The organism is Streptomyces sp. NPDC051064 (genome assembly GCF_044455985.1).
In the GTDB taxonomy this organism is placed as follows: Bacteria; Actinomycetota; Actinomycetes; order Streptomycetales; family Streptomycetaceae; genus Streptomyces.
This window is the reverse complement of sequence record NZ_JBITFK010000002.1, coordinates 692,582-713,220: the sequence shown is the minus strand read 5'-3', so window position 1 is coordinate 713,220 and position 20,639 is coordinate 692,582. Positions and strand designations below refer to the sequence as shown.

Annotated in this window: 23 protein-coding genes; 13 read left to right on the top strand and 10 right to left on the bottom strand. The window is 70.9% G+C overall.

Going from position 1 to position 20,639, the window contains the following annotated elements; all coding sequences use genetic code 11:
- Positions 1 to 146: 146 nt before the first annotated feature.
- From ACIBCU_RS10190 to ACIBCU_RS10180, 3 genes are all read right to left on the bottom strand, one after another.
- Complete coding sequence (locus ACIBCU_RS10190; protein ID WP_315985674.1) at positions 147 to 242, bottom strand: Ms4533A family Cys-rich leader peptide; 96 nt, start codon at positions 240 to 242, stop codon at positions 147 to 149.
- An 89-nt stretch (positions 243 to 331) separates the two neighbouring features.
- A complete protein-coding gene (locus ACIBCU_RS10185) occupies positions 332 to 1,657 on the bottom strand; it encodes a DUF3152 domain-containing protein (protein WP_399230535.1) in 1,326 nt (441 codons plus the stop codon).
- 8 nt (positions 1,658 to 1,665) lie between these two features.
- Positions 1,666 to 2,631, bottom strand: a complete 966-nt coding sequence (locus ACIBCU_RS10180; protein WP_399230533.1) for an alpha/beta fold hydrolase — start codon at positions 2,629 to 2,631, stop codon at positions 1,666 to 1,668.
- Between the two features lie 111 nt (positions 2,632 to 2,742).
- Here ACIBCU_RS10180 and ACIBCU_RS10175 point away from each other — a divergent pair, with 111 nt between their 5' ends.
- The 4 genes from ACIBCU_RS10175 to ACIBCU_RS10160 all read left to right on the top strand — a co-directional run bounded on the left by ACIBCU_RS10175 (position 2,743) and on the right by ACIBCU_RS10160 (position 4,599).
- Positions 2,743 to 2,958 carry a hypothetical protein gene (locus tag ACIBCU_RS10175; RefSeq protein WP_399230531.1) on the top strand — a complete coding sequence of 72 codons (216 nt, stop codon included), beginning with the start codon at positions 2,743 to 2,745 and terminating at the stop codon, positions 2,956 to 2,958.
- Between the two features lie 168 nt (positions 2,959 to 3,126).
- A complete protein-coding gene (locus ACIBCU_RS10170; protein WP_099174612.1) occupies positions 3,127 to 3,768 on the top strand; it encodes a TetR/AcrR family transcriptional regulator in 642 nt (213 codons plus the stop codon).
- Positions 3,769 to 3,903: 135 nt separating this feature from the next.
- Positions 3,904 to 4,131, top strand: a complete 228-nt coding sequence (locus ACIBCU_RS10165) for a DUF3107 domain-containing protein (protein ID WP_167526138.1) — start codon at positions 3,904 to 3,906, stop codon at positions 4,129 to 4,131.
- A gap of 195 nt (positions 4,132 to 4,326) precedes the next feature.
- Complete coding sequence (locus tag ACIBCU_RS10160) at positions 4,327 to 4,599, top strand: hypothetical protein (RefSeq protein WP_362933443.1); 273 nt, start codon at positions 4,327 to 4,329, stop codon at positions 4,597 to 4,599.
- 15 nt (positions 4,600 to 4,614) lie between these two features.
- Here ACIBCU_RS10160 and ACIBCU_RS10155 read toward each other — a convergent pair whose 3' ends face one another.
- Positions 4,615 to 5,370 (bottom strand): ferritin-like fold-containing protein, encoded by a 756-nt coding sequence (locus ACIBCU_RS10155; RefSeq protein WP_399230889.1) that lies wholly within the window; start codon positions 5,368 to 5,370, stop codon positions 4,615 to 4,617.
- A gap of 440 nt (positions 5,371 to 5,810) precedes the next feature.
- Here ACIBCU_RS10155 and ACIBCU_RS10150 point away from each other — a divergent pair, with 440 nt between their 5' ends.
- Both ACIBCU_RS10150 and ACIBCU_RS10145 read left to right on the top strand, forming a co-directional pair.
- Positions 5,811 to 7,793, top strand: coding sequence for a DEAD/DEAH box helicase (locus tag ACIBCU_RS10150; RefSeq protein WP_362933437.1), 1,983 nt, complete (start codon positions 5,811 to 5,813; stop codon positions 7,791 to 7,793).
- Positions 7,794 to 7,900: 107 nt separating this feature from the next.
- Positions 7,901 to 8,755: an alpha/beta fold hydrolase gene (locus ACIBCU_RS10145; protein ID WP_399230528.1), complete on the top strand. Its 855-nt coding sequence runs from the start codon at positions 7,901 to 7,903 to the stop codon at positions 8,753 to 8,755.
- Between the two features lie 38 nt (positions 8,756 to 8,793).
- Here the strand turns inward: ACIBCU_RS10145 and ACIBCU_RS10140 are convergent, their stop codons facing one another.
- A complete protein-coding gene (locus tag ACIBCU_RS10140; RefSeq protein WP_362933431.1) occupies positions 8,794 to 9,705 on the bottom strand; it encodes an NYN domain-containing protein in 912 nt (303 codons plus the stop codon).
- A gap of 214 nt (positions 9,706 to 9,919) precedes the next feature.
- Between ACIBCU_RS10140 and ACIBCU_RS10135 the strand changes: the two genes are divergently transcribed.
- Positions 9,920 to 10,072, top strand: coding sequence for a hypothetical protein (locus ACIBCU_RS10135; RefSeq protein WP_014154223.1), 153 nt, complete (start codon positions 9,920 to 9,922; stop codon positions 10,070 to 10,072).
- Positions 10,073 to 10,186: 114 nt separating this feature from the next.
- On the opposite strand, the gene ACIBCU_RS10130 is transcribed toward ACIBCU_RS10135, so the two are convergent.
- From ACIBCU_RS10130 to ACIBCU_RS10120, 3 genes are all read right to left on the bottom strand, one after another.
- Entirely contained in the window at positions 10,187 to 10,792 is a 606-nt protein-coding gene (locus tag ACIBCU_RS10130; protein ID WP_362933428.1) for a MarC family protein, read from the bottom strand.
- 116 nt (positions 10,793 to 10,908) lie between these two features.
- The gene (locus ACIBCU_RS10125) at positions 10,909 to 11,775 is read right to left on the bottom strand and encodes a PHP domain-containing protein (protein WP_362933425.1); all 867 of its coding nucleotides are present in this window, start codon (positions 11,773 to 11,775) and stop codon (positions 10,909 to 10,911) included.
- An 88-nt stretch (positions 11,776 to 11,863) separates the two neighbouring features.
- Positions 11,864 to 12,508, bottom strand: coding sequence for a DUF6758 family protein (locus ACIBCU_RS10120; RefSeq protein WP_362933422.1), 645 nt, complete (start codon positions 12,506 to 12,508; stop codon positions 11,864 to 11,866).
- A 158-nt stretch (positions 12,509 to 12,666) separates the two neighbouring features.
- Here ACIBCU_RS10120 and ACIBCU_RS10115 point away from each other — a divergent pair, with 158 nt between their 5' ends.
- Positions 12,667 to 13,899: an MFS transporter gene (locus tag ACIBCU_RS10115; RefSeq protein ID WP_362933419.1), complete on the top strand. Its 1,233-nt coding sequence runs from the start codon at positions 12,667 to 12,669 to the stop codon at positions 13,897 to 13,899.
- A gap of 76 nt (positions 13,900 to 13,975) precedes the next feature.
- Here the strand turns inward: ACIBCU_RS10115 and ACIBCU_RS10110 are convergent, their stop codons facing one another.
- Entirely contained in the window at positions 13,976 to 14,560 is a 585-nt protein-coding gene (locus ACIBCU_RS10110) for a suppressor of fused domain protein (protein ID WP_362933417.1), read from the bottom strand.
- 410 nt (positions 14,561 to 14,970) lie between these two features.
- Here ACIBCU_RS10110 and ACIBCU_RS10105 point away from each other — a divergent pair, with 410 nt between their 5' ends.
- Positions 14,971 to 16,086 (top strand): magnesium and cobalt transport protein CorA, encoded by a 1,116-nt coding sequence (locus ACIBCU_RS10105; RefSeq protein ID WP_362933414.1) that lies wholly within the window; start codon positions 14,971 to 14,973, stop codon positions 16,084 to 16,086.
- A 12-nt stretch (positions 16,087 to 16,098) separates the two neighbouring features.
- The gene (locus ACIBCU_RS10100) at positions 16,099 to 16,617 is read left to right on the top strand and encodes a hypothetical protein (protein WP_399230523.1); all 519 of its coding nucleotides are present in this window, start codon (positions 16,099 to 16,101) and stop codon (positions 16,615 to 16,617) included.
- 9 nt (positions 16,618 to 16,626) lie between these two features.
- Here ACIBCU_RS10100 and ACIBCU_RS10095 read toward each other — a convergent pair whose 3' ends face one another.
- Positions 16,627 to 17,379, bottom strand: a complete 753-nt coding sequence (locus ACIBCU_RS10095) for a hypothetical protein (RefSeq protein WP_399230521.1) — start codon at positions 17,377 to 17,379, stop codon at positions 16,627 to 16,629.
- A 173-nt stretch (positions 17,380 to 17,552) separates the two neighbouring features.
- On the opposite strand from ACIBCU_RS10095, the gene ACIBCU_RS10090 reads away from it, so the two are divergent.
- The 3 genes from ACIBCU_RS10090 to ACIBCU_RS10080 all read left to right on the top strand — a co-directional run bounded on the left by ACIBCU_RS10090 (position 17,553) and on the right by ACIBCU_RS10080 (position 20,605).
- Complete coding sequence (locus ACIBCU_RS10090; protein WP_362933405.1) at positions 17,553 to 18,827, top strand: magnesium transporter MgtE N-terminal domain-containing protein; 1,275 nt, start codon at positions 17,553 to 17,555, stop codon at positions 18,825 to 18,827.
- Positions 18,817 to 19,377 (top strand): DUF1003 domain-containing protein, encoded by a 561-nt coding sequence (locus ACIBCU_RS10085; RefSeq protein ID WP_399230518.1) that lies wholly within the window; start codon positions 18,817 to 18,819, stop codon positions 19,375 to 19,377. The genes ACIBCU_RS10090 and ACIBCU_RS10085 overlap by 11 nt, the downstream gene beginning before the upstream one ends.
- Positions 19,378 to 19,471: 94 nt before the next feature.
- The gene (locus ACIBCU_RS10080; protein ID WP_104788851.1) at positions 19,472 to 20,605 is read left to right on the top strand and encodes an Mrp/NBP35 family ATP-binding protein; all 1,134 of its coding nucleotides are present in this window, start codon (positions 19,472 to 19,474) and stop codon (positions 20,603 to 20,605) included.
- Positions 20,606 to 20,639 lie beyond the last annotated feature (34 nt).

Genomic DNA, 20,639 nt, shown 5'->3' with positions numbered 1-20,639 from the left:
CGCAGCGGGTCCCGCCCCGATGACGGGGAGGGGACCGGATACCGGAATGCCGCGCCTGCGGACGGAGTACGCCCGGGCGCGGCAGAGAAGGGGCCGACGAGCCCGGAAAGGGCTCGCCAGGGGGCCGACGCGCGCTCGAGCAGGCGTCAGCGACAGAGAATGTCGGCTACGCAGTGCCCGGCCACGCCGAGGAGCGCCAGCTCAAGGGCGGCGCGCTCGGAGGATGCGGGGCTGCGTGACATGCGGAGAAATATGGACGACCCCACTCCCGATGTCAACGCGCACTGAGACGGCCGTCCCGCCATGCGGACAGGCCGGCCTCGGAGGTGACTCAACTCCCCGGATAAACCCAGGGGTTGGGGCGGCACTTGATGCCGTCCAGGTTCAGGGTCTTGGTCTGCTGCTGCATCACGGGCGCCAGGGCGCCGGGGGTGCGGCAGCTCACATGGTTGTGGCCCAGCCGGTGGCCGACCTCGTGGTTGATCAGCATCTGACGGTAGGGCAGAAGCTTGTCCGCCCCGAAGGTCGAGGCACCCTGCGCCCAGCGGTAGGCGTTGATCATCACGCGGTCGGTGGCGGCGGAGTCGCAGGAGACGTTGTCCTCGGTGGTGTCGAGGCCGGACTTCGCACACCAGACGCCCGTGGTCCCCGGACTGGCGAGTGTGATGACGAAATCGGGTTCGCCGGAGGAGATCCGCTCGAAGGTCATGGTGCCGTTGTGCGCCCAGCTGCGGTCGTCGTTCAGTGTCTTCTGCACCGCCTCGGCGAACAGTCCCGCGTCGAGACCCATCCCCTGTTCGACATCGATCCGGTACCGGTACTTCTGCCCCTTGCCGGGAGCCTTCGCCAGCCCCGGTACCGCCTCGAACTTCCCGGACGCCTTCAGGTCCGGCGCCAGCGGAAAGGCGGTGGCCATCTTCTGCGCGTACGACAGGGGCTTGACCTCCTGCCGCTGCACCTCGGGGGTCGCCCGGTCCACCGAACGGGAGGCGTCCTCGGAGTCCTGCCGGTCCACGCCCGTGGTCTGCGGGCCGTCCCCCACGCTCCCGGAGTCCTGTGCCACCTGCCCGGCGACCACGACCGCGAGCACCGTGGTCACGGCGGCGGCCGCGATGCCCGTGAACGCGCGGCCCTTGCCCCCCTTGGCCGACGGGGTGTCCTCGCCGTCCAGGGCCTCGTCGGGTCCGCCGGGCTCCATGGAGGTCCGGGTCGTGTCCTCGGGCGGAGCCGGGGGTGCGGGACGCGAGGGAGCGGTGTCGAAGGCCTCCAGGAACTCCCTGCGCGGGCCCGGTATCAGCGCGGCACTGCCGGTCTGCGGCCCGGTCGTGCGCCGCCCGGCCGCCTGCTGCGCCGCCCGCTGCCGCGCCATGGCGTCCTGCTCGGCCCGGAAGAGCTCCTGGGCACCGGGGCCCTCCGGGTCCCTCCGGCCGTCGTACCTCGGCTGCGGGCCCGTCCCCCAGCCGCCGCCCGGCTCACGCTGTTCGGGGTGGCCGCCGCGCACCTGCGGGGCGTCGTGGAACGGGCTGCGGCCATCCCGCGGAGGCGGTGTGACGGGGTCCCGCCCGCGTCGGCCGGTGCCGCGTTCCGCACCGGTGCCCGCCGCGGTCCCGGTATCGCGCCGGGTGGCCTCGGGGCCCTTTCGGCTGTGTCGTCCCACGCCCCGGATCAGCTCCTGCCACGTTCGTCGAGCAGTTCCCGGAACGCCTGGGCGACCGCCTCCGGATACTCCATCATCGCCACGTGCCCCGCCTCGGGCAGTGTCAGCAGGCGCGACTCGCGGAAGGCCGCGGACGCCCTGCGTGCCATCCGGTACGAGACCAGCTGGTCCCGTCCGCCGTACACCAGCAGGGTCGGTGTGAGCACCCGCTCGGCCTGGCGCCACAGCCCGTGCTGCCCTCCCAGCGTGTAGGCATCGACGATGCCCCGCGCCGAGCGCGTCATGGCGTCCCAGAAGTACGGCAGTTCCAGCCGGCGCTCCATCTCGGCCACCGCGTGGCGGAAGGCTTCGTCGGAGATACGTGCCGGATCGCCGTAACAGAGTGCCATGGCACCACGGGTGCGTTGCTCCGCGGTCCAGTCCCGGGTGAGCCAGGCGAACAGGGATGCGACGCCCGGGAGTGCGAGCAGGGCGGTCGGCACGGCGGGCCGCTGGACGCGGATCTCCGGCAGGGCCGGGGAGATCAGCGTCAGTGTGCGCACGAGGTCGGGCCGGACCGCCGCGATCCGGGTGGCAACAGCGCCCCCCAAAGAGTTACCGAAAAGGTGAACGGGCCCGCGCCCTCCCGCGTCCAGCAGCCGGATCACCGCCCGGGCGTGTCCGGTGACGGAGTAGTTGCCGTCGTCCGGCGGCGGGGAGTCCCCGAAGCCGGGCAGATCGACCGCCTCGCTGTCGAGCGTGTCCGCCAGCAGCGGCATCAGGGCCGACCAGTTCTGGGAGGAGCCGCCCAGCCCGTGCACGAAGAGCGCCGGATCCGCCCCCTCCGCCTCCGGCGGGCGGGAACGGACGGTCAGGGTGAGGCCGGGCAGCGCGACGGAGCGCAGCTCCTCACCCTCCGCGACCCGGACGGCACTGACCGTGGGTGCCACCGCGGCGGCGGCGGCGTTGATACCGGGCAGCTCGGTCGAAGACATGGAGGCAATGTTACGAGACGATCACGCGGTGGTTCATGTGTTCGCGGTCACAGGCCGCATCGCGCCCTTCGGGGGTTGCTCCTAGGCTGCAAGGGAAGGAAGGGAGCCATCATGACGGTCGACCCGAGCGACCCGGAGACGTTCGAGGATCCACAGCCGGACGAACCGGACCCCGAAGCACCCGAAGCCGACACCGCTGAACAGCGGGCCGCCGTCCGGCCGGAGCGCGACGAACCGCTCACCGGAATCGACCGCTCCACCGCGAACGAGGCGGATGCGGCGGAACAGGCCCGTGTTGTCACACAAGATGAGGACGATTACCGGTAAAACGCACCGCTTTGCGGCATGGGCCGACGTTTCTGCGGCTTCCGCAGCCGTCCGGTCCGTGAAATTCTGCGTCCGCGCCGCGCGCACCCGGGTTACTCAAAAGTACGATGGCCCAACGGCGCAGCGTGCACGGTACGGCTGTGTTCGATCACGAATTTGGGAGGCGGCGTGACAGCCATCGAGCAGACAGAGGCGGCGCGCCCGCGGGGCACCCGGCTGCCCCGCCGTGCCCGACGCAATCAGCTGCTGGGCGCCGCCCAGGAGGTCTTCGTCGCCCAGGGCTACCACGCCGCGGCGATGGACGACATCGCCGAGCGGGCCGGCGTCAGCAAGCCGGTGCTCTACCAGCACTTTCCCGGAAAGCTGGAGCTCTACCTCGCCCTGCTCGACCAGCACTGCGAGTCACTGCTCCAGGCGGTCCGTACGGCGCTCGCCTCGACCACGGACAACAAGCTGCGCGTCGAGGCGACGATGGACGCCTACTTCGCGTACGTGGAGGACGAAGGCGGCGCCTTCCGTCTGGTCTTCGAGTCCGACCTGACCAACGAGCCGGCGGTCCGCGAGAGGGTCGACCGGGTCTCGCTGCAGTGCGCGGAGGCCATCTCCGACGTCATCGCCGGTGACACGGGCCTGTCCAAGGACGAATCGATGCTGCTCGCGGTCGGCCTCGGCGGCGTCTCCCAGGTCGTGGCGCGCTACTGGCTCTCCAGCCCGTCCGGCATTCCGCGCGACTCCGCCGTACAGCTGCTGACGTCGCTGGCCTGGCGGGGCATCGCCGGATTCCCGCTGCACGGTGCCGATCAGCACTGAGCACGGCGTGAGCCGCGGCCGGTGTTCGCTGCGGGCGTTGCCGGTCGACCCGTGGTCCGTCCCTTCACCGGGCTAATGTGTGCTGCGTACGGCGCGGTTCACCGCGCAGAGACGGACCGTCGGAGGGACATAGCCGTGGAGGTCAAGATCGGGGTACAGCACACGCCCCGCGAGATCGTTCTGGAGAGCGGACTTTCCGCCGAAGAGGTCGAGAGCGCGGTCGGCGAGGCGCTCAACGGCAAGGCGCAGCTGCTCAGCCTCACGGACGACAAGGGCCGCAAGGTCCTGGTGCCGGCCGACCGGATCGCCTACGTGGAGATCGGCGAGCCCAGCACCCGACGGGTGGGATTCGGCGCGCTGTAGCCCGCGCGACACGGCAGCAGAGGTGGAGGCCCGGCGGAATCATCCGCCGGGCCTCCACCTTTTCTCCTCCGGATCGGCCCGGTGTCTCCCCTCGGCGGGGTTCACAGCGGCCGGGGAGGGTTGTATTCCGCAAGCCCCGGGTAGGACGGCCTACGACCGACCGACCGTCGCGCAATCAGTAGCGAGGTGACCCCTGTGCTCTGGGAATCCATCAGCGCCGTCGTGCTCGGACTCGCCCTGTCCTGGGTCGTGCTCCGCTCCCTGCCCGGCCGGCTCCCGTCCTCCCGCGTGGTGTTCGTCACGGGCGGGCTGGGTGCCCTCTTCGGGGCTTATCTGACGCACTCGACACTGGGCTCCGGCCATGTCCTGGCCACGCTCGCCGGCGCCGTGCTGGTCGGGGCCGTGACCCTGTCCCTGCTGATCCGCCCGCGCTCCAGCCGGCCGGTGCGATCAGCGGCGGCCCAGTAGGGCCCGCCCTCCGGATCAGGCCGCGAGGCCGAGCGCGGCCATCCGCTTGGTGTGCGCCTCGGTGATCCGGGAGAACATCCTGCCGACCTCGGCCAGGTCGAAGCCGTCCGCCACACCGCCCACGAGCATCATGGACAGGGCGTCGCGGTCCGCGACCACCCGCTGCGCCTGCGAGAGAGCCTCGCCCATCAGCCTGCGCGCCCACAGGGCGAGCCTGCCGCCGACGCGGGGCTCCGCATCGATCGCGGCCCGCACCTTCTCGACCGCGAAGTTCCCGTGGCCCGTGTCGTCGAGCACGGAGAGGACGAGGGAGCGGGTGTCCGTGTCGAGGCGGGCGGCGATCTCCCGGTAGAAGTCGCTGGCGATCGAGTCGCCGACGTACGCCTTGACCAGGCCTTCCAGCCAGTCCGACGGGGCCGTCTGACGGTGGAAGTCGTCCAGTGCCTTGCCGAACGGCTCCATGGCGGCGGCCGGCGATTCGTCGATGGCCGTGAGCCGGTCGGCCAGCTGCTCGAAATGGTGGAATTCGGCGGACGCCATCTTCGCCAGTGCCGCCTTGTCGCCGAGTGTCGGCGCGAGTTTCGCGTCCTCGGCGATCCGCTCGAAGGCCGCGAGTTCCCCGTAGGCGAGGGCGCCGAGCAGATCCACGACCGCGGCGCGGTACTGCGGGTCCTCGGACGCGGTGGCCCAGTCCTGGGCGGCGATACCGGTCGGGGCGGGTGCTTCGTCGGATGCTTCAGTGGCGTTGTCAGGCGTCTCCATGGAGCGCAGAATAGCCCGCCCCGCGGGGGACCGAAGGGCCCGCGCAGCGGGAGCATCACACCGATCCGATGAATTCGCCCAACACGCATGCGCGAATCCGGGGTACAGTGGTATTGCGCTTACTGAGCATTTTGTTGTGCCAGGAGCGCGACATTGAATGAGGATGCCCGGTCGGTGGCCCGATCGGCTCCGACCTGACAGCCCTCCACGCGGGGCGTACACCACGTACGACCGCAGATGAGGGGCCCCCTCAGCGGCACGAGCGCTCGAGCGACGGCAGTGGTCCCGCGCCACCCGGCCCATCCACGGCCGGATGACCAACCCCGGCACGGTACGACCCCCCGCGTTCGCCTCGGGCCGCGTCTCACAGAAGAGGCAGCACCCTGACTACGTTCCGCGACCTCGGAATCCTTACCGAGACGGCCGAAGCCCTCGAGGCGGTCGGCATCATGTCCCCCTTCCCCATCCAGGAGATGACGCTCCCCGTAGCGCTCTCCGGGTCCGACGTCATCGGCCAGGCCAAGACCGGCACCGGCAAGACGCTCGGCTTCGGTCTTCCGCTCCTGGAGCGTGTGACCGTCCCCGCCGACGTCGAGGCCGGCCGCGCCGCGCCCGAGAAGCTGACGGACGCGCCGCAGGCTCTGATCGTCGTCCCCACCCGCGAGCTGTGCCAGCAGGTCACCAACGACCTCCTGACCGCCGGCAAGGTCCGTAACGTCCGCGTTCTCGCCATCTACGGCGGCCGGGCGTACGAGCCTCAGGTGGAGGCCCTCAAGAAGGGGGTCGACGTGGTCGTCGGCACCCCGGGCCGGCTGCTCGACCTGGCGGGTCAGCGCAAGCTCGACCTGTCGCACATCCGCGTCCTGGTCCTCGACGAGGCCGACGAGATGCTGGACTTGGGCTTCCTGCCCGACGTCGAGCGCATCATCACCATGCTGCCGCCCAAGCGCCAGACGATGCTGTTCTCGGCCACCATGCCCGGTGCCGTCATCAGCCTCGCGCGCCGCTACATGTCGCAGCCGACGCACATCAACGCCACGTCGCCCGACGACGAGGGCACGACCGTCAAGAACACCGCACAGTTCGTCTACCGCGCGCACAACATGGACAAGCCGGAGATGGTCTCGCGCATCCTGCAGGCCGAGGGCCGCGGGCTGGCGATGATCTTCTGCCGCACCAAGCGGACGGCCGCCGACATCGCGGAGCAGCTGGAGAAGCGCGGCTTCGCGTCCGGCGCGGTCCACGGTGACCTCGGCCAGGGCGCGCGCGAGCAGGCGCTGCGTGCCTTCCGCAACGGCAAGGTGGACGTCCTCGTCTGCACCGACGTCGCCGCGCGCGGCATCGACGTCGAGGGCGTGACCCATGTCATCAACTACCAGTCGCCGGAGGACGAGAAGACGTACCTCCACCGCATCGGCCGTACCGGCCGCGCGGGTGCCAAGGGCATCGCGATCACACTGGTCGACTGGGACGACATCCCGCGCTGGCAGCTGATCAACAAGGCCCTGGACCTGAAGTTCCCGGACCCGCCCGAGACGTACTCCACGTCTCCGCACCTGTACGAGGAGCTCGGTATCCCCGCGGGCACCAAGGGTGTCCTGCCGCGCACCGAGCGGACCCGTGCGGGTCTGCGCGCGGAGGAGATCGAGGACCTCGGCGAGACCGGCGGCCGCGGCCGCAAGTCCGCCGCCTCCGCCCCGGCACCCCGCGAGGAGCGTCCGCCGCGCACGCCGCGTCAGCGTCGTCGCACGAGGGGCGGCAGCGTCACCGACGAGGCCGCCGCCGTCACCGTGCCCGCCCCCGCCGCCGCCGAGGCGACCGGTGAGGACACGTCCGAGCCGCGCACCCCGCGCCGCCGCCGCCGTACCCGTGCAGCCGCACCCGAGGTCGTGACCGAGGCCGCGGTGGCCGTGGCCGAGACCCCGGTCGTCGAGCCCGCGCCCGTCGCCGAGGCCGAGCCGGCCCCGGAGGCGAAGCCGCGCCGTCGCCGTGCGCGTGCCACGGCCACGGCCGCCGCCACCGAGCCGGTCCTCGCCCCGGCCCCGGCCGCCGAGCCCGTGGTCGACTTCCAGACCGTGGCCATCGCCGAGCCCGCGGCGGAGCCCGTGGCCGCCAAGCCGCGCCGCCGCACCCGGGTCGTGAAGCCGGCCGACGAGGTCGACTTCCAGATCGCCCCGGTCTCCGAGCCGGTGACCGAGACCACGTCGCGCCGCCGTCCGCGTGCCGCCGCCAAGCCGAAGGCCGAGGTCTCCACGGCCACCGCCGAGGACACGGCGGAGACCAAGCCGCGCCGTCGTCGGCCGCGCGCCGCTGCTGCGGAGAAGGCGGAGACCGCCGCGGTCACCGAGACCGTGACGGACGGCGAGGCGCCCGCGAAGCCTCGCAGGCGCCGGTCCCGCGCGGCGGCAGCCGCCGAGTCGGCCGAGGGCTGATCTCCGGCACCGCTTCACCTCCGTACGGCCCCGGTTCCCGCACTGCGGGGGCCGGGGCCGTACGTCTGCCCGGGCGCGGCCGGGCTCCCGGCGATACCCTCGGCCCCATGAGCCGGCCGCCCACCTTCACCCCGCCCCCCTGTGCTCGTGCCCGCGTACTGCGTACCGAGCGCGGGGACTTCGCCGTGCTGGATGCCGCGCCGCCCGCAGGCGCGCACTCCACCGCCCTCCTGCTGCCCGGGTACACCGGCAGCAAGGAGGACTTCATCGCGCTGCTCGAACCCCTCGCCGACGCCGGGTTCCGCGTGCTGTCCGTCGACGGGCGAGGGCAGCACGAGACTGAGCGGACGGATCGTCAGAACCCTTACGAACAAGTCGAGTTGGCCCGTGACGTGCTCGCTCAGGCGGCCGCCGCCGACGACACCGCCCTGCCCGGGGCCATCCATCTGCTCGGGCACTCCCTCGGCGGCCAGATCGCCCGCGCGGCAGTGCTGCTCGATGCCACGCCCTTCCGTTCGCTGACCCTGATGTCGTCGGGCCCCGCCGAGATCGACCCCGCGCAGCAGCAGAAGGCACGGCTGCTCAGTGACGCGCTGAGCCGCTGGAGCATGGCCCAGGTCTGGCAGATGATGCGCGCGATGGACCCGCCCGAGGACGCGGACACGGGTGACGGCGAGGACCTGCGCCGCCGCTGGATGCTGCACGACCCGGCCCAGCTGATCGCCACCGGCGCGCAGCTGTCGTCCGAACCCGACCGGGTGGACGAACTCACCGCGCTCTCCCTCCCCGTACACGTGGTCTCGGGCGAGCGCGACGACGTCTGGCCGGTGCCGCTGCTCGACCGGATGGCGGAGCGGCTCGGCGCCCACCGCACCGTGATCGAGGGCGCCGAGCACTCCCCCAACACGGGCCGGCCCCAGGAGACCGCGGCGGCCCTCGTCTCGTTCTGGAAGAGCGTCTGAGCTTCACCCGAGGGCCCGGTCCGCCGCGGCGGCCGGGGTCAGTACTGCGCCTGGAGGTGCTGCCAGAAGCCGTCGCGCAACGCCCTGCGCAGATGGGCGTGGCCGCGCAGCGAGTGCTGGAGGAGCCGTTCGGCCTCGACGAGCAGGTCCTGGTCGACGGAGCCCGGCAGGTAGGGGTGCCCGGGCAGCAGGTCGGCGAGGGCGTCGCGGCCGCGCGAGGAGAGCCATCCGGCGGCGATCTGCGCACCGACGAAGCGGACGTCCTCGCGCGCGGGCGCCGGGCTGTCGTCGTCGTACATCGTGACGGAGCGCCGGGTGACATACGGGCGGCAGAAGTCGAGGTCGAAGGTGCGCTGGCTGTCGACCTCCCAGAGCAGCGGCTCGGCCTGGTTGCGGCCTTCGCCCGCCTCGATACCCCAGAGATGGACGCGGGCACCGTAGCCCTGTGCGGCCTCGACGGCCGAGACGAGGTCCTCGTCGCCTCCGACGAGCGCCGCGTCGCTGATGGCGCGGTGCCGGGCGAGCGACTCGAGGTCGGTGCGGATGAGTGAGTCGACGCCCTTCTGCTGGTTGTTGGCGTTGAGGTTGCCGAGCCTGACCTTGACGTCGGGGAGTTCGGCGATGGACTGCTGCTCGACGGTGTGGATCCGGCGCCTGGCCCCGTCGTACCAGTACACGCGCAGCAGCCTGCTGTCCGCGAAGATCGTGCGGGCCTTGTCGATGAAGGCCTCGATCAGCCCTTCCGCGTCCAGGTCGAAGGACCGGCGGTCCTCGGTGCCGGTGACGAGCAGCCCTGCCGCCGCGTAGACGTAACCCGCGTCGACGAAGATCGCGTGGGTGGAGGGGGTCTTCGACACCTCGGCGAGTACGCGCTGGAGCAGCTCGTTGGTGCGGTCCAGCTGTTCGAGGATGCCCGGCCCTTCGTCCGGCCGCGTGTCCGGGTGGCTCATACGGGCCTCATCGTTGTCTGCGCATGACTGATTACCGACGGGTACTTAGACATCCAAAAAATTTCCTTAGCGTAGGGAATGTTTGCAGTAGGCAAGCCGTTGTACCCCCTGTAGGAGCGCGAGACGCAGACGTCTTGCGCTCCCCATCCTTGCGGACGGCATGCCCGTCCTCCCAGTAGTTCTCCAGCAGGAGGATCAGACGAAGGGAAGCCATATGCGCTTCGAGATCATGCGACTCGACGATGTCGACGGTACCGCCGTGGACAGCACCGTCGTGGACGCCGCCTCCGTCAACCGGATCGTGCAGCAGGCCGCGGCAATGGGCCAGCGCATCTACATCCGGCCGGCCGACACGTCGGCTTCGTAACACCTTGCATTGCTCGGCGTCGCTGGTTTCGAGCGGATGACATGAGCTGAAGACGAAGCGCCCCCGCACGGAAGGCCCGTGCGGGGGCGCTGTGGTGTCCGGACCGTGCGGGCCTCAGGAGTTCTGGATGACCTGGGTGACGCCGTTGATGATCTGCTGTACGGCGATGGCCGAGAGCATCATCCCGGCGAGACGGGTCACCAGGACCACACCGCCGTCCTTGATCACACGGATGATCAGCAGCGAGTACCGCATGGTCACCCAGAGCACGACGTGCATGGCGACGATCGCCGCCCACACCGAGATCTGACCGGCCGTCCCGTCGGCGTTCTGCACCGCGAGGATCACGGAGACGATCGCACCGGGTCCGGCGAGCAGCGGCATGCCGAGCGGCACGAGGGCGACATTGACGTCCTTGGTCTGCGTCGGCTCGTCCGTCTTGCCGGTGAGCAGGTCCAGCGCGATGAGCAGCAGGAGCAGCCCGCCCGCGATCATCAGCGCGGGCACGGAGACGTGCAGATAGTCGAGGATCTGCTGGCCGAGCAGGCCGAAGACGGCGATCACGCCGAAGGCGACGGCGACGGCCTGCAGAGCCATCCGGCGCTGCACCTTGGCGGGGCGGCCGGCGGTGAGGGCCAGGAAGATCGGTGTGATTCCGGGCGGATCCATAATCACAAAAAGGGTGAGAAAGAGGGATCCGAAGACAGCGATGTCGAACACGGTGAGCCTTGCGAGAGAAGAGCGGGCCGAACAGGGGGACGCACGCGTCGGCACGCCATGAGGACGCCCGGGCGCACGGGGTGCGACGGGGGAAAGGGAAGAAGGGGGTGAACCCGTTACGCGGGGACCGGTCCACCGGCGCCCGGCACGGGGAACGCTCCCGTGGCGCGCCGGATGATCTCGCCGTAGATCTCGGGGTCGGTGGTGTACTCCCCGAGCCGGACGGTCTTACGGGTGCCGTGGTAGTCGCTGGACCCGGTGGGCAGCAGCCCCAGCTCGGAGGCGAGCCCCCGCAGCCGGGCCCTGGTGGGCTCGTCGTGGTCCATGTGGTCGACCTCGATGCCGTCGAGCCCGGCGTCGGCCAGCTGCGCGATCACGGCTTCCGGGACCACCTCGCCGCGCTTGACGGCGAGCGGGTGGGCGAAGACGGTGACGCCGCCCGCGGCCTTGACCAGCCGGATCGCGTCGAACGGGTCGAGTTCGTGCTTGCCGGCGTACGCCCGTCCGCCGTTGCCCAGCCAGGCCGAGGTGAAGGCGTCGGAGACGGTGTCGACGACGCCGAGCTCCACGAGCGCGGTCGCGACGTGCGGGCGGCCGACCGAGCCGTCCCCGGCGATCCGCGCGACCTGCTCCCAGGTGACCGGGACGCCCAGCTCCTGGAGCTTGCGCACCATGGCCTGCGCCCGCGGCACCCGGTCGTCCCGGACGAGCTCGCGCTCACGGGACAGCTCGGGCTCGGACGGGTCGAAGAGGTAGGCCAGCATGTGCAGGCCGATGCCGTCGACGCGGCAGGAGAGCTCGGCGCCCGTGACGAGCGTGAGCCCGTCAGGGAGGGCGGCCAGCGCCTGCGCGTGGCCTCCCACCGTGTCGTGGTCGGTCAGTGCGACGACGTCGAGACCGGCCGCCGCCGCGTTGGCCACCAGCTCGGCGGGGGTGTCCGTGCCGTCCGAAGCGGTGGAGTGGGTGTGCAGATCGATGCGCACGACGCGTACTCCAGAGCTGGCGGGCGGACAGGGGACGCTCAAGGATAACCGCCGGGTGTCACCCGTCCGGCCCCCTCCCACCGCCGGGTCAGGGCGGTGTGAGCAGCCGGGGCGTGAGCGCCCCGCACGGCAGGAGGTCCACTTCCCCTCCGGCGTCGCGCAGGTCGGTCAGCACCAGTTCGTCGTACATCAGCAGCCCGGACTGTTCGGGCCAGACGATCGCCCAGAGCCACAGGCCCCGCGCCTCGCCCGCGAAGACCGCACGGTCGGCGGGGGCGTTCTTGACGTGCCAGAGCGGGGTGGGACGTCCCGCCGCGAGCACCTTGGCGTCGGGGGCGGCCTCGACGGCCAGTCCGGAGCCGGGGTCGGGGCCGTCGATGCCCGCGTAACGCGCGCCGAGCCCGACGCCGAGCTCCTCGGCGACGAGCAGCAGCTCCCCCATGCCTCCGAGCGGGCCGGGGCCCGAGCACGCGACGGCGGTCGCCCGGCCGCCGCTGCGGTCGTCGCCCGCGTACGCCGCGCCCGTGAACAGCCAGCCCACCGGGAGCGGCCAGGGCATCCACACCGGCACCCGGGCCCGGTGCACCACCACGCCCAGCGCCTCGAAGCTCGGCGGGACCACCGGCTGCATCGGGTGCACCTGGCCGTGCGCGGAGCACTGCCAGGCGTCGGCGAAAAGGCCGGGCGCCCTGACCCGGCCACCGCACTTCGGGCAACTGGGTTCGCCCCTCATAACGCCCAACGGTCCTCTCCGGTCGTCGCCGCGTCAAGGACGATCACCCGTCCGCAGCGCGGCTTTGACCGGAGGAAGATAGATGTGGGTTGCACTTATTAGCTTGCCTAACTTATTCTGTGTATAACCCAACGACCTAGTGGAGAGTGAGAGAACCCATGCCGGCAGAGGATCCGTTCGACGAAGGGGCGACCAGCATCCTGCGTCAGCCGAAGGCCGTCTGGGCCACGGCGGGCGCCTCGGTCGTCGCCTTCATGGGAATCGGTCTGGTGGACCCGATCCTGCCGTCCATCGCCAAGGGACTCGAGGCGACACCCAGCCAGGTGTCCCTTCTGTTCACCTCGTACTTCCTGATCACCGCCGTCGCGATGCTCGTGACCGGCTTCGTCTCCAGCCGCATCGGCGGACGCAAGACGCTGCTGGCCGGCCTGGCGCTGGTCGTCGTCTTCGCCGCGCTCTCCGGAACGTCGTCGTCGGTCGCCGAACTGGTCGGCTTCCGGGCGGGCTGGGGCCTGGGCAACGCCCTGTTCGTCTCCACCGCCCTCGCGGTGATCGTCGGCGCCGCCGCCGGCGGCAGTGCGGCGGCCATCCTCCTGTACGAGTCGGCGCTCGGCCTCGGCATGGCGTGCGGGCCGCTGGTCGGCGCGCTGCTCGGCGACGCCAGCTGGCGCTACCCGTTCTTCGGCACCGCGGCCCTGATGGCGATCGGGTTCCTCTGCATCACCGCGTTCCTCAAGGAACAGCCCAAGCCGGCCCGGAAGACCTCGCTGCTCGACCCGGTGCGGGCGCTCGGCCACGGCGGACTGGCCTCGGTCGCCACTTCGGCGTTCTTCTACAACTACGCGTTCTTCACGATCCTGGCCTTCACGCCGTTCGTGCTGAACATGTCGCCGTACAGGTCGGGTGCGGTGTTCTTCGCCTGGGGCCTGCTGCTCGCCGTCTTCTCGGTGCTCGTCGCGCCGCGTCTGCAGCGGCGCTTCGGCTCCCTGAAGGTGGTCGGCGGCTCCCTGGTGCTGCTCGCCGCGGACCTGGTGATCCTCGGTTACGGCAACCACACGACGGCCATCGTCTGCACCATCGTCTCGGGCGCCTTCATCGGCATGAACAACACCGTCTACACCGAACTGGCCCTCGGCGTCTCCGACGCGCCGCGCCCGGTGGCGAGCGCCGGATACAACTTCGTCCGCTGGTTCGCCGCGGCCGCGGCCCCCTACCTCGCTCCGAAGATCGAGGAGTGGAGCGACATCCACACGCCGTTCGTCGTCGCCGCCGTCGCGGCACTCGTCGGCGCGGTCGTCGTCCGGGTCCGTCGCGCCGCGCTGACCCACGAGGCGGAGGAGCTGGAGCCCCGTCACGCCGCGGAGGACGGCGTCACCGTCTTCGCCGACTGACCTTGACCTCCCTTCACCGGCCCCGCCCGCGGTTCCCCCTCCTGGCCGCGCGGCGGGGCTTCTCCCGCCCGGGGCGTCAGTCCAGCGGTACGGACGCGCGCAGCGGGTCCCGCAGGTCGGTCCCCTGCGAGAGCCAGCGCTCCTGGAGTTCCTGGGCGCCCCTCACCCGCTTCCAGGCCGCCTCGTTGTGGGTCATCGGCAGCAGCGGCAGGAAGCGCACCGGGTCCATCGGGGCGTCGAGCTCGAGGTCCTCGACCAGTCCGCCCGGCTCGGCGACCAGGACGGAGCTGAAGGGCGCCCCGGTCCACAGCGGCTGCCCGAGGTCCAGTGACGCCCCGGGGGCCACGATCAGCCCCTCGACCTGCGGGGAGGCCGCCAGCACCGCGAGGGGCCGCAGCACCTGGTCGGTGTCGGCGAGCCCCACCCGTACGGACAGGACCAGTTCGGCGCGCGGGCCCTTCACTGGGTCGGCGAGGGGCGCGGTCGGGTCGGCCATCGGCTGGGCGGACATGCCGAGCGTGGCGTAGCGCACCACATCGCCGTCGATGAAGCGGAGCACCTCGATGCGGTCCGTGCCGAGGAACGTCACATCGGCGCGTGCGTCCGGCTCCCCCAGCGCCGTACGGAGCCGGGCCTCGACCAGATCAAGAATTTCTCCCATGCCGCGAGCATAGATCGCGTAAGGAATGGGAACAGAAAGGGATTGGCTCCTCGACCGGCTGATAGCCTGAGGCGTCGGTCGGGACAGCACGCGGAGCGCGCTCTCAGTCCTGACAACACGTGATCCCCCACGGGGGACCGGCCGGAGGAGGTGGGGCTGCGGTGGATCCAAGTCGACCGTGCAGTACCGACCGCCCTTCCGCACGACGCCTTCCTTCTGTGATCTGACGCCCTTCCCGGACGTCACCACGGCAGTTCGCGCACCGGAAGAGCCCCGCGTTTTTGCCTGTCTGTAGCGAACGCCGTCATCGTGCCCACGCGGTGCCGCCCGCTTTGCGGACGTGAGCGCACGTCCCCATTCCGGGCAGTTCCACGTGCCCACCGACGGCCCTCCGTGAAGAGGAGCCAGCCATGTCGATGATCCGTGACCTGCGCGCCGCCGTGCGCCCGTCCCTGCGCAAGAGCAACACCCCGTACAACAGCTACGACGCCACCCGCGACCCGTCAGCCTCCAGCGCCGTCGTCGACTGCGCGGTCTACCGGGACGGGCGCCGGATCACCCAGGTCTCCGGCCTGACACCGCGCGAGGCGATTCTGCGCGTGCGGGAGGAGGGCGGCTTCGCCTGGATCGGTCTGCACGAGCCGACCGAGGAGGAATTCGCCGGTATCGCACGGGAGTTCGGCCTCCACCCGCTCGCCGTCGAGGACGCCGTCCACGCCCACCAGCGGCCGAAACTGGAGCGTTACGACGACACGCTGTTCACCGTCTTCAAGACGATCCACTACGTCGAGCACGCCGAACTCACCGCGACCAGCGAGGTCGTCGAGACCGGTGAGGTGATGTGCTTCACCGGGCGGGACTTCGTGATCACCGTCCGGCACGGCGGGCAGGGGTCGCTGCGCGCCCTGCGCCACCGGCTCCAGGAGGACACCGAGCTCCTCTCCAAGGGCCCGTCCGCCGTGCTGCACTCCATCGCCGACCACGTCGTCGACGGCTACATCGCGGTGGCGGCCTCGGTGCAGGACGACATCGACGAGGTGGAGATCGATGTGTTCTCCACCCCCGCCAAAGGGACCCCGCGCGGGTCGGACGCGGGCCGGATCTACCAGCTGAAGCGCGAGGTGCTGGAGTTCAAGCGCGCCGTGTCGCCCCTGCTGCGGCCGATGCAGCTGCTGAGCGAGCGCCCGATGCGGCTGATCGACCCCGACATCCAGAAGTACTTCCGCGATGTCGCCGACCACCTGGCGCGCGTGCACGAAGAGGTCATCGGCTTCGACGAACTGCTCAACTCGATCCTCCAGGCCAATCTGGCGCAGGCGACCGTCACGCAGAACGAGGACATGCGCAAGATCACGTCCTGGGCGGCGATCATCGCCGTACCGACGATGATCTGCGGGGTGTACGGCATGAACTTCAAGCACATGCCCGAACTCCGCTGGACGTACGGCTATCCGATGGTGCTGGCGCTCATCGGCGTCGTCTGCTTCTCCATCCACCGCACCCTCAAGCGCAACGGCTGGCTCTAATAGAGTTCGGGCATGACTGCTGCTGACGTGTTGCTTGCCCGGGCTCTCGTCGAGGAGGCCACCAAGAAGTCCGGTCTGATCTGGGTGCGGGGCACCGGCCCCTCCCGGGCGCTGTGGCACGTGTGGCACGAGGGTGCGGCCGTGCTCGTCGGGGACGGCCCCGGGGAGCAGCCGCTCCCCGCCGGGCTGGACGCCGGCGCCGCCGCCGAGGTGACCGTGCGCAGCAAGGACAAGGGCGGCATGCTCGTGGCCTGGACCGCCGCCGTCACGGTGCTGGAGCCGCACTCCGAGGAGTGGGAGGCGGCGGTCGGCGAGCTCAAGGGCAAGCGGCTGAACGCGCCGGACGCCGAACAGATGACGGAGCGCTGGGCGCGCGAGTGCCGCGTCGTAAGGCTGGCGCCCGGCGAGTCCCGCACGGACCTGCCGGACACCTCGCTGGCCGCACCACCGCTGCCCACGGGGGCGACGACGCGGCGCACGGCGCCGGCAGCGCTTCCCCGGCTGCTGCTGAAGCGCCGCGGGAAGCGCTGACCGGCTCAGTCAGGCGGAGGACCTGGGCAGCTCGCCGCCGTAGTCGACGGTGTCGTCCTCGGCCGGTGCCTCCAGCGGGAAGGCCTTGCCCCAGTCGGCGAGGGTGACGGTCCCGCCGCCGCCGCCACGGGCCACCCGCAGCGGATACGGAGTGCCCTTGAGGGAGACGTCCAGTGCGCCCCCCTCGCCCTTTCCGCCCATGATCTGCACAGTGCGCACGCCGCCGACCGTGTCCCGGCCGCCCTTGTTGATCTCCCCGTGCAGGGACAGCATCCCGTCGAGGAGCGTCTTCTTCTCCGTGAAGCCGCGCAGCTGCTGGTAGGTGGGATCGTCCTCCGGCACCTTCACGTACATGCCGCCGAGCTTGTCGGCGGCCTGATCGCTCTCGTCGTCGGCCTTCTCGTCCTTCCAGAAGCCGGCGTCCGCCTTGAGGAAGAGCTCGTCACCGATGCGCAGCAGCGCGAACGTGTTCTGCTTCGAGGTGACCGACCCCGTGCCGCCCTTGCCGCTGAGCTGCATGTTCAGGGTGTACGTCCCGCCCTTGCTGACCAGCTTGCCCGTCAGCCGCACGGCGTCCGCGGCCCCGGCGGCGGCCAGCGCCCTCTTCTCGATCTGCGAGGCCGTCAGTTTGCCGACGCCGTTGGTCCCCTTGTCCGGGTCCTCTCCCGCGCAGGCCGTGAGCGCGACGGTCAGTCCCGCGCAGAGCACCACGGCGAGAGCGGTCCGGCGGTGGGCCCGGACGGCCGGGGCGGAAGAGGTCACAGGCGCACTGCCTCTCATCTGTGTTTCCGGGGGTGGCAGACGGCAGCGTACCCGTGCCGCGTACGCCATTCGGCAGAGCGCCGTACGGACGGCCCGCCAGGGCGTGACGGACCGGTACGGGCTAGCCTGATCACGGCGAAGGAGGACGTGAGGGACAGAGGGAGGCGCACAGGATGGCGGCAGTCACTCCCAGGGTTTTCGTCTCACACCTCGCCGGCGTACCGGTGTTCGACCCGAATGGTGATCAGGTCGGCCGGGTCCGGGATCTGGTGGCGATGCTCCGGGTCGGCGGCAAGCCCCCACGGCTGCTCGGCATGGTGGTCGAGGTCGTGAGCCGGCGGCGCATCTTCCTGCCTATGACCCGGGTGACGGGGGTCGAGTCGGGCCAGGTCATCACCACCGGTGTGGTCAACATGAGGCGCTTCGAGCAGCGCCCGACCGAGCGACTCGTCCTCGGCGAGTTCCTTGACCGGCGGGTGCGCCTCAAGGAGACGGACGAGGAGGTGACCGTCCTCGACGTCGCCATCCAGCAGCTCCCCGCCCGCCGCGACTGGGAGATCGACAAGTTCTTCGTACGCAAGGGACGCGGCGGTGCCCTCCGCCGCAAGGGCGAGACGCTGACTGTGGAGTGGTCGGCGATCAGCGGCTTCTCGCTGGAGGAGCACGGGCAGGGCGCCGAGAACCTGGTGGCGACCTTCGAACGGCTGCGCCCCACCGATGTCGCCAACGCCCTGCACCACCTGACGCCCAAGCGCCGTGCCGAGGTCGCCGCCGCCCTGGACGACGACCGGCTCGCGGACGTCCTGGAGGAGCTCCCCGGTGACGACCAGGTGGAGATCCTGGGCAAGCTGGCGGAGGACCGCGCCGCGGACGTCCTCGAGGCGATGGACCCGGACGACGCGGCCGACCTGCTCTCGGAGCTGCCGGAGGCGGACAAGGAGCGGCTCCTCGCCCTGATGCGCCCGGACGACGCGGCCGACGTACGGCGCCTGCTGGCGTACGAGGAGCGGACGGCGGGCGGGCTGATGACGACCGAGCCGATCATCCTGCGGCCCGACGCGACGGTCGCGGACGCGCTGGCCAGGGTCCGCCAGCAGGACCTCTCCCCCGCGCTCGCCGCCCAGGTGTACGTCTGCCGGTCGCCGGACGAGACCCCGACCGGCAGATACCTGGGCACCGTGCATTTCCAGCGACTGCTGAGGGATCCGCCGTTCACCCTGGTGAGCTCGATCGTCGACAGCGACCTGGTCCCCCTGGCTCCGGACACCCCGCTGCCCGCCGTGACCAGCCATCTGGCCGCGTACAACATGGTCTCGGTGCCCGTGGTGGACGAGAGCGGCTCGCTGCTGGGCGCGGTGACCGTCGACGACGTGCTGGACCACCTGCTGCCCGACGACTGGCGCGAGACGGATTTCCTGGGCGAGGAGGAGATCACCGGTGGCCGCTGAGGACCGCGCGAGGGCCGTGCCGACGGGCGCCTCGGGCATCATGCGTCCGCCGCGTCCCCGGCTCGACCAGCCGAAGGCACCGCGGCGCCGGCTGCTGCCCGAGTACGACCCCGAGGCGTTCGGCCGGTTCTCCGAGCGCATCGCCCGCTTCCTGGGCACCGGACGGTTCATCGTCTGGATGACCCTGATCATCATCCTGTGGGTGGTGTGGAACATCTTCGCGCCGCACGAACTGCGGTTCGACGAGTACCCGTTCATCTTCCTGACCCTGATGCTGTCCCTCCAGGCCTCCTACGCGGCCCCGCTGATCCTCCTCGCGCAGAACCGCCAGGACGACCGCGACCGGGTCACCCACGAGCAGGACCGCAAGCAGAACGAGCGCTCGATCGCGGACACGGAATTCCTCAGCCGGGAGATCGCCGCGCTCCGGATGGGCCTCGGCGAGGTCGCCACGCGGGACTGGATCCGCTCGGAGCTGGAGGCCATGGTGAAGGACATGGAGGAACGCCGGATCCTCTCGCAGGCCGAGAGTGACGAAGGCGACCGCTGACGCGTTACCCACGCGTAGCCCCCGGCGCCGTACCTCCCTCCCGTCGCCCGCCACCCTTCCAAGGACCGCTGCGCGCGCACCGTACTATCGAGGTATGGCTACGGAAGACGCGGTGCGTGAAGCGCTGGCGACAGTGAACGACCCGGAGATCCACCGACCGATCACCGAGCTGGGCATGGTGAAGTCGGTCGAGATCGATCCTGACGGTGTAGTCGCTGTCACCGTGTATCTCACGGTCTCCGGCTGCCCGATGCGCGAGACGATCACCAAGAACGTGACCGACGCGGTGGCCCGCGTCGAGGGCGTGTCGCGGGTGGAGGTCACCCTCGACGTGATGAGCGACGAGCAGCGCAAGGAGCTCGCCTCGTCGCTGCGCGGCGGCACGGCGGAGCGGGAGGTGCCCTTCGCCAAGCCCGGCTCGCTGACCCGCGTCTACGCGGTCGCGTCGGGCAAGGGCGGCGTCGGCAAGTCGTCGGTGACGGTGAACCTCGCGGCGGCGATGGCGGCCGACGGCCTCAAGGTCGGTGTGGTCGACGCGGACATCTACGGGCACAGCGTTCCCCGGATGCTCGGCGCGGACGGCAAGCCCACCCAGGTCGAGAACATGATCATGCCGCCGTCCGCGCACGGCGTGAAGGTGATCTCCATCGGGATGTTCACCCCGGGCAACGCCCCGGTGGTGTGGCGCGGACCCATGCTGCACCGCGCGCTGCAGCAGTTCCTCGCCGATGTGTACTGGGGCGACCTCGACGTCCTGCTGCTCGACCTGCCGCCGGGCACCGGTGACATCGCGATCTCCGTGGCGCAGCTCGTCCCGAACGCCGAGATCCTGGTCGTCACGACCCCGCAGCAGGCCGCCGCCGAGGTGGCCGAGCGGGCCGGCTCCATCGCCGTACAGACCCACCAGAAGATCGTCGGAGTCGTCGAGAACATGTCGGGCATGCCGTGCCCGCACTGCGACGAGATCGTCGACGTGTTCGGTTCGGGCGGCGGGCAGCGGGTCGCCGACGGGCTGACGAAGACGGTCGGCGCCGAGGTCCCGGTGCTCGGGTCCATCCCGATCGACGTACGGCTGCGTGAGGGCGGCGACGAGGGCAAGCCCGTCGTCCTGTCCGACCCGGACTCCGCCGCGGGCTCCGCGCTGCGCTCCATCGCGGACAAGCTGAGCGGCCGTCAGCGCGGCCTGTCGGGCATGTCCCTGGGGCTCACCCCGCGCAACAAGTTCTGAGCGACGTACGGGTGGGGGCGGTCTCCTGAGGAGG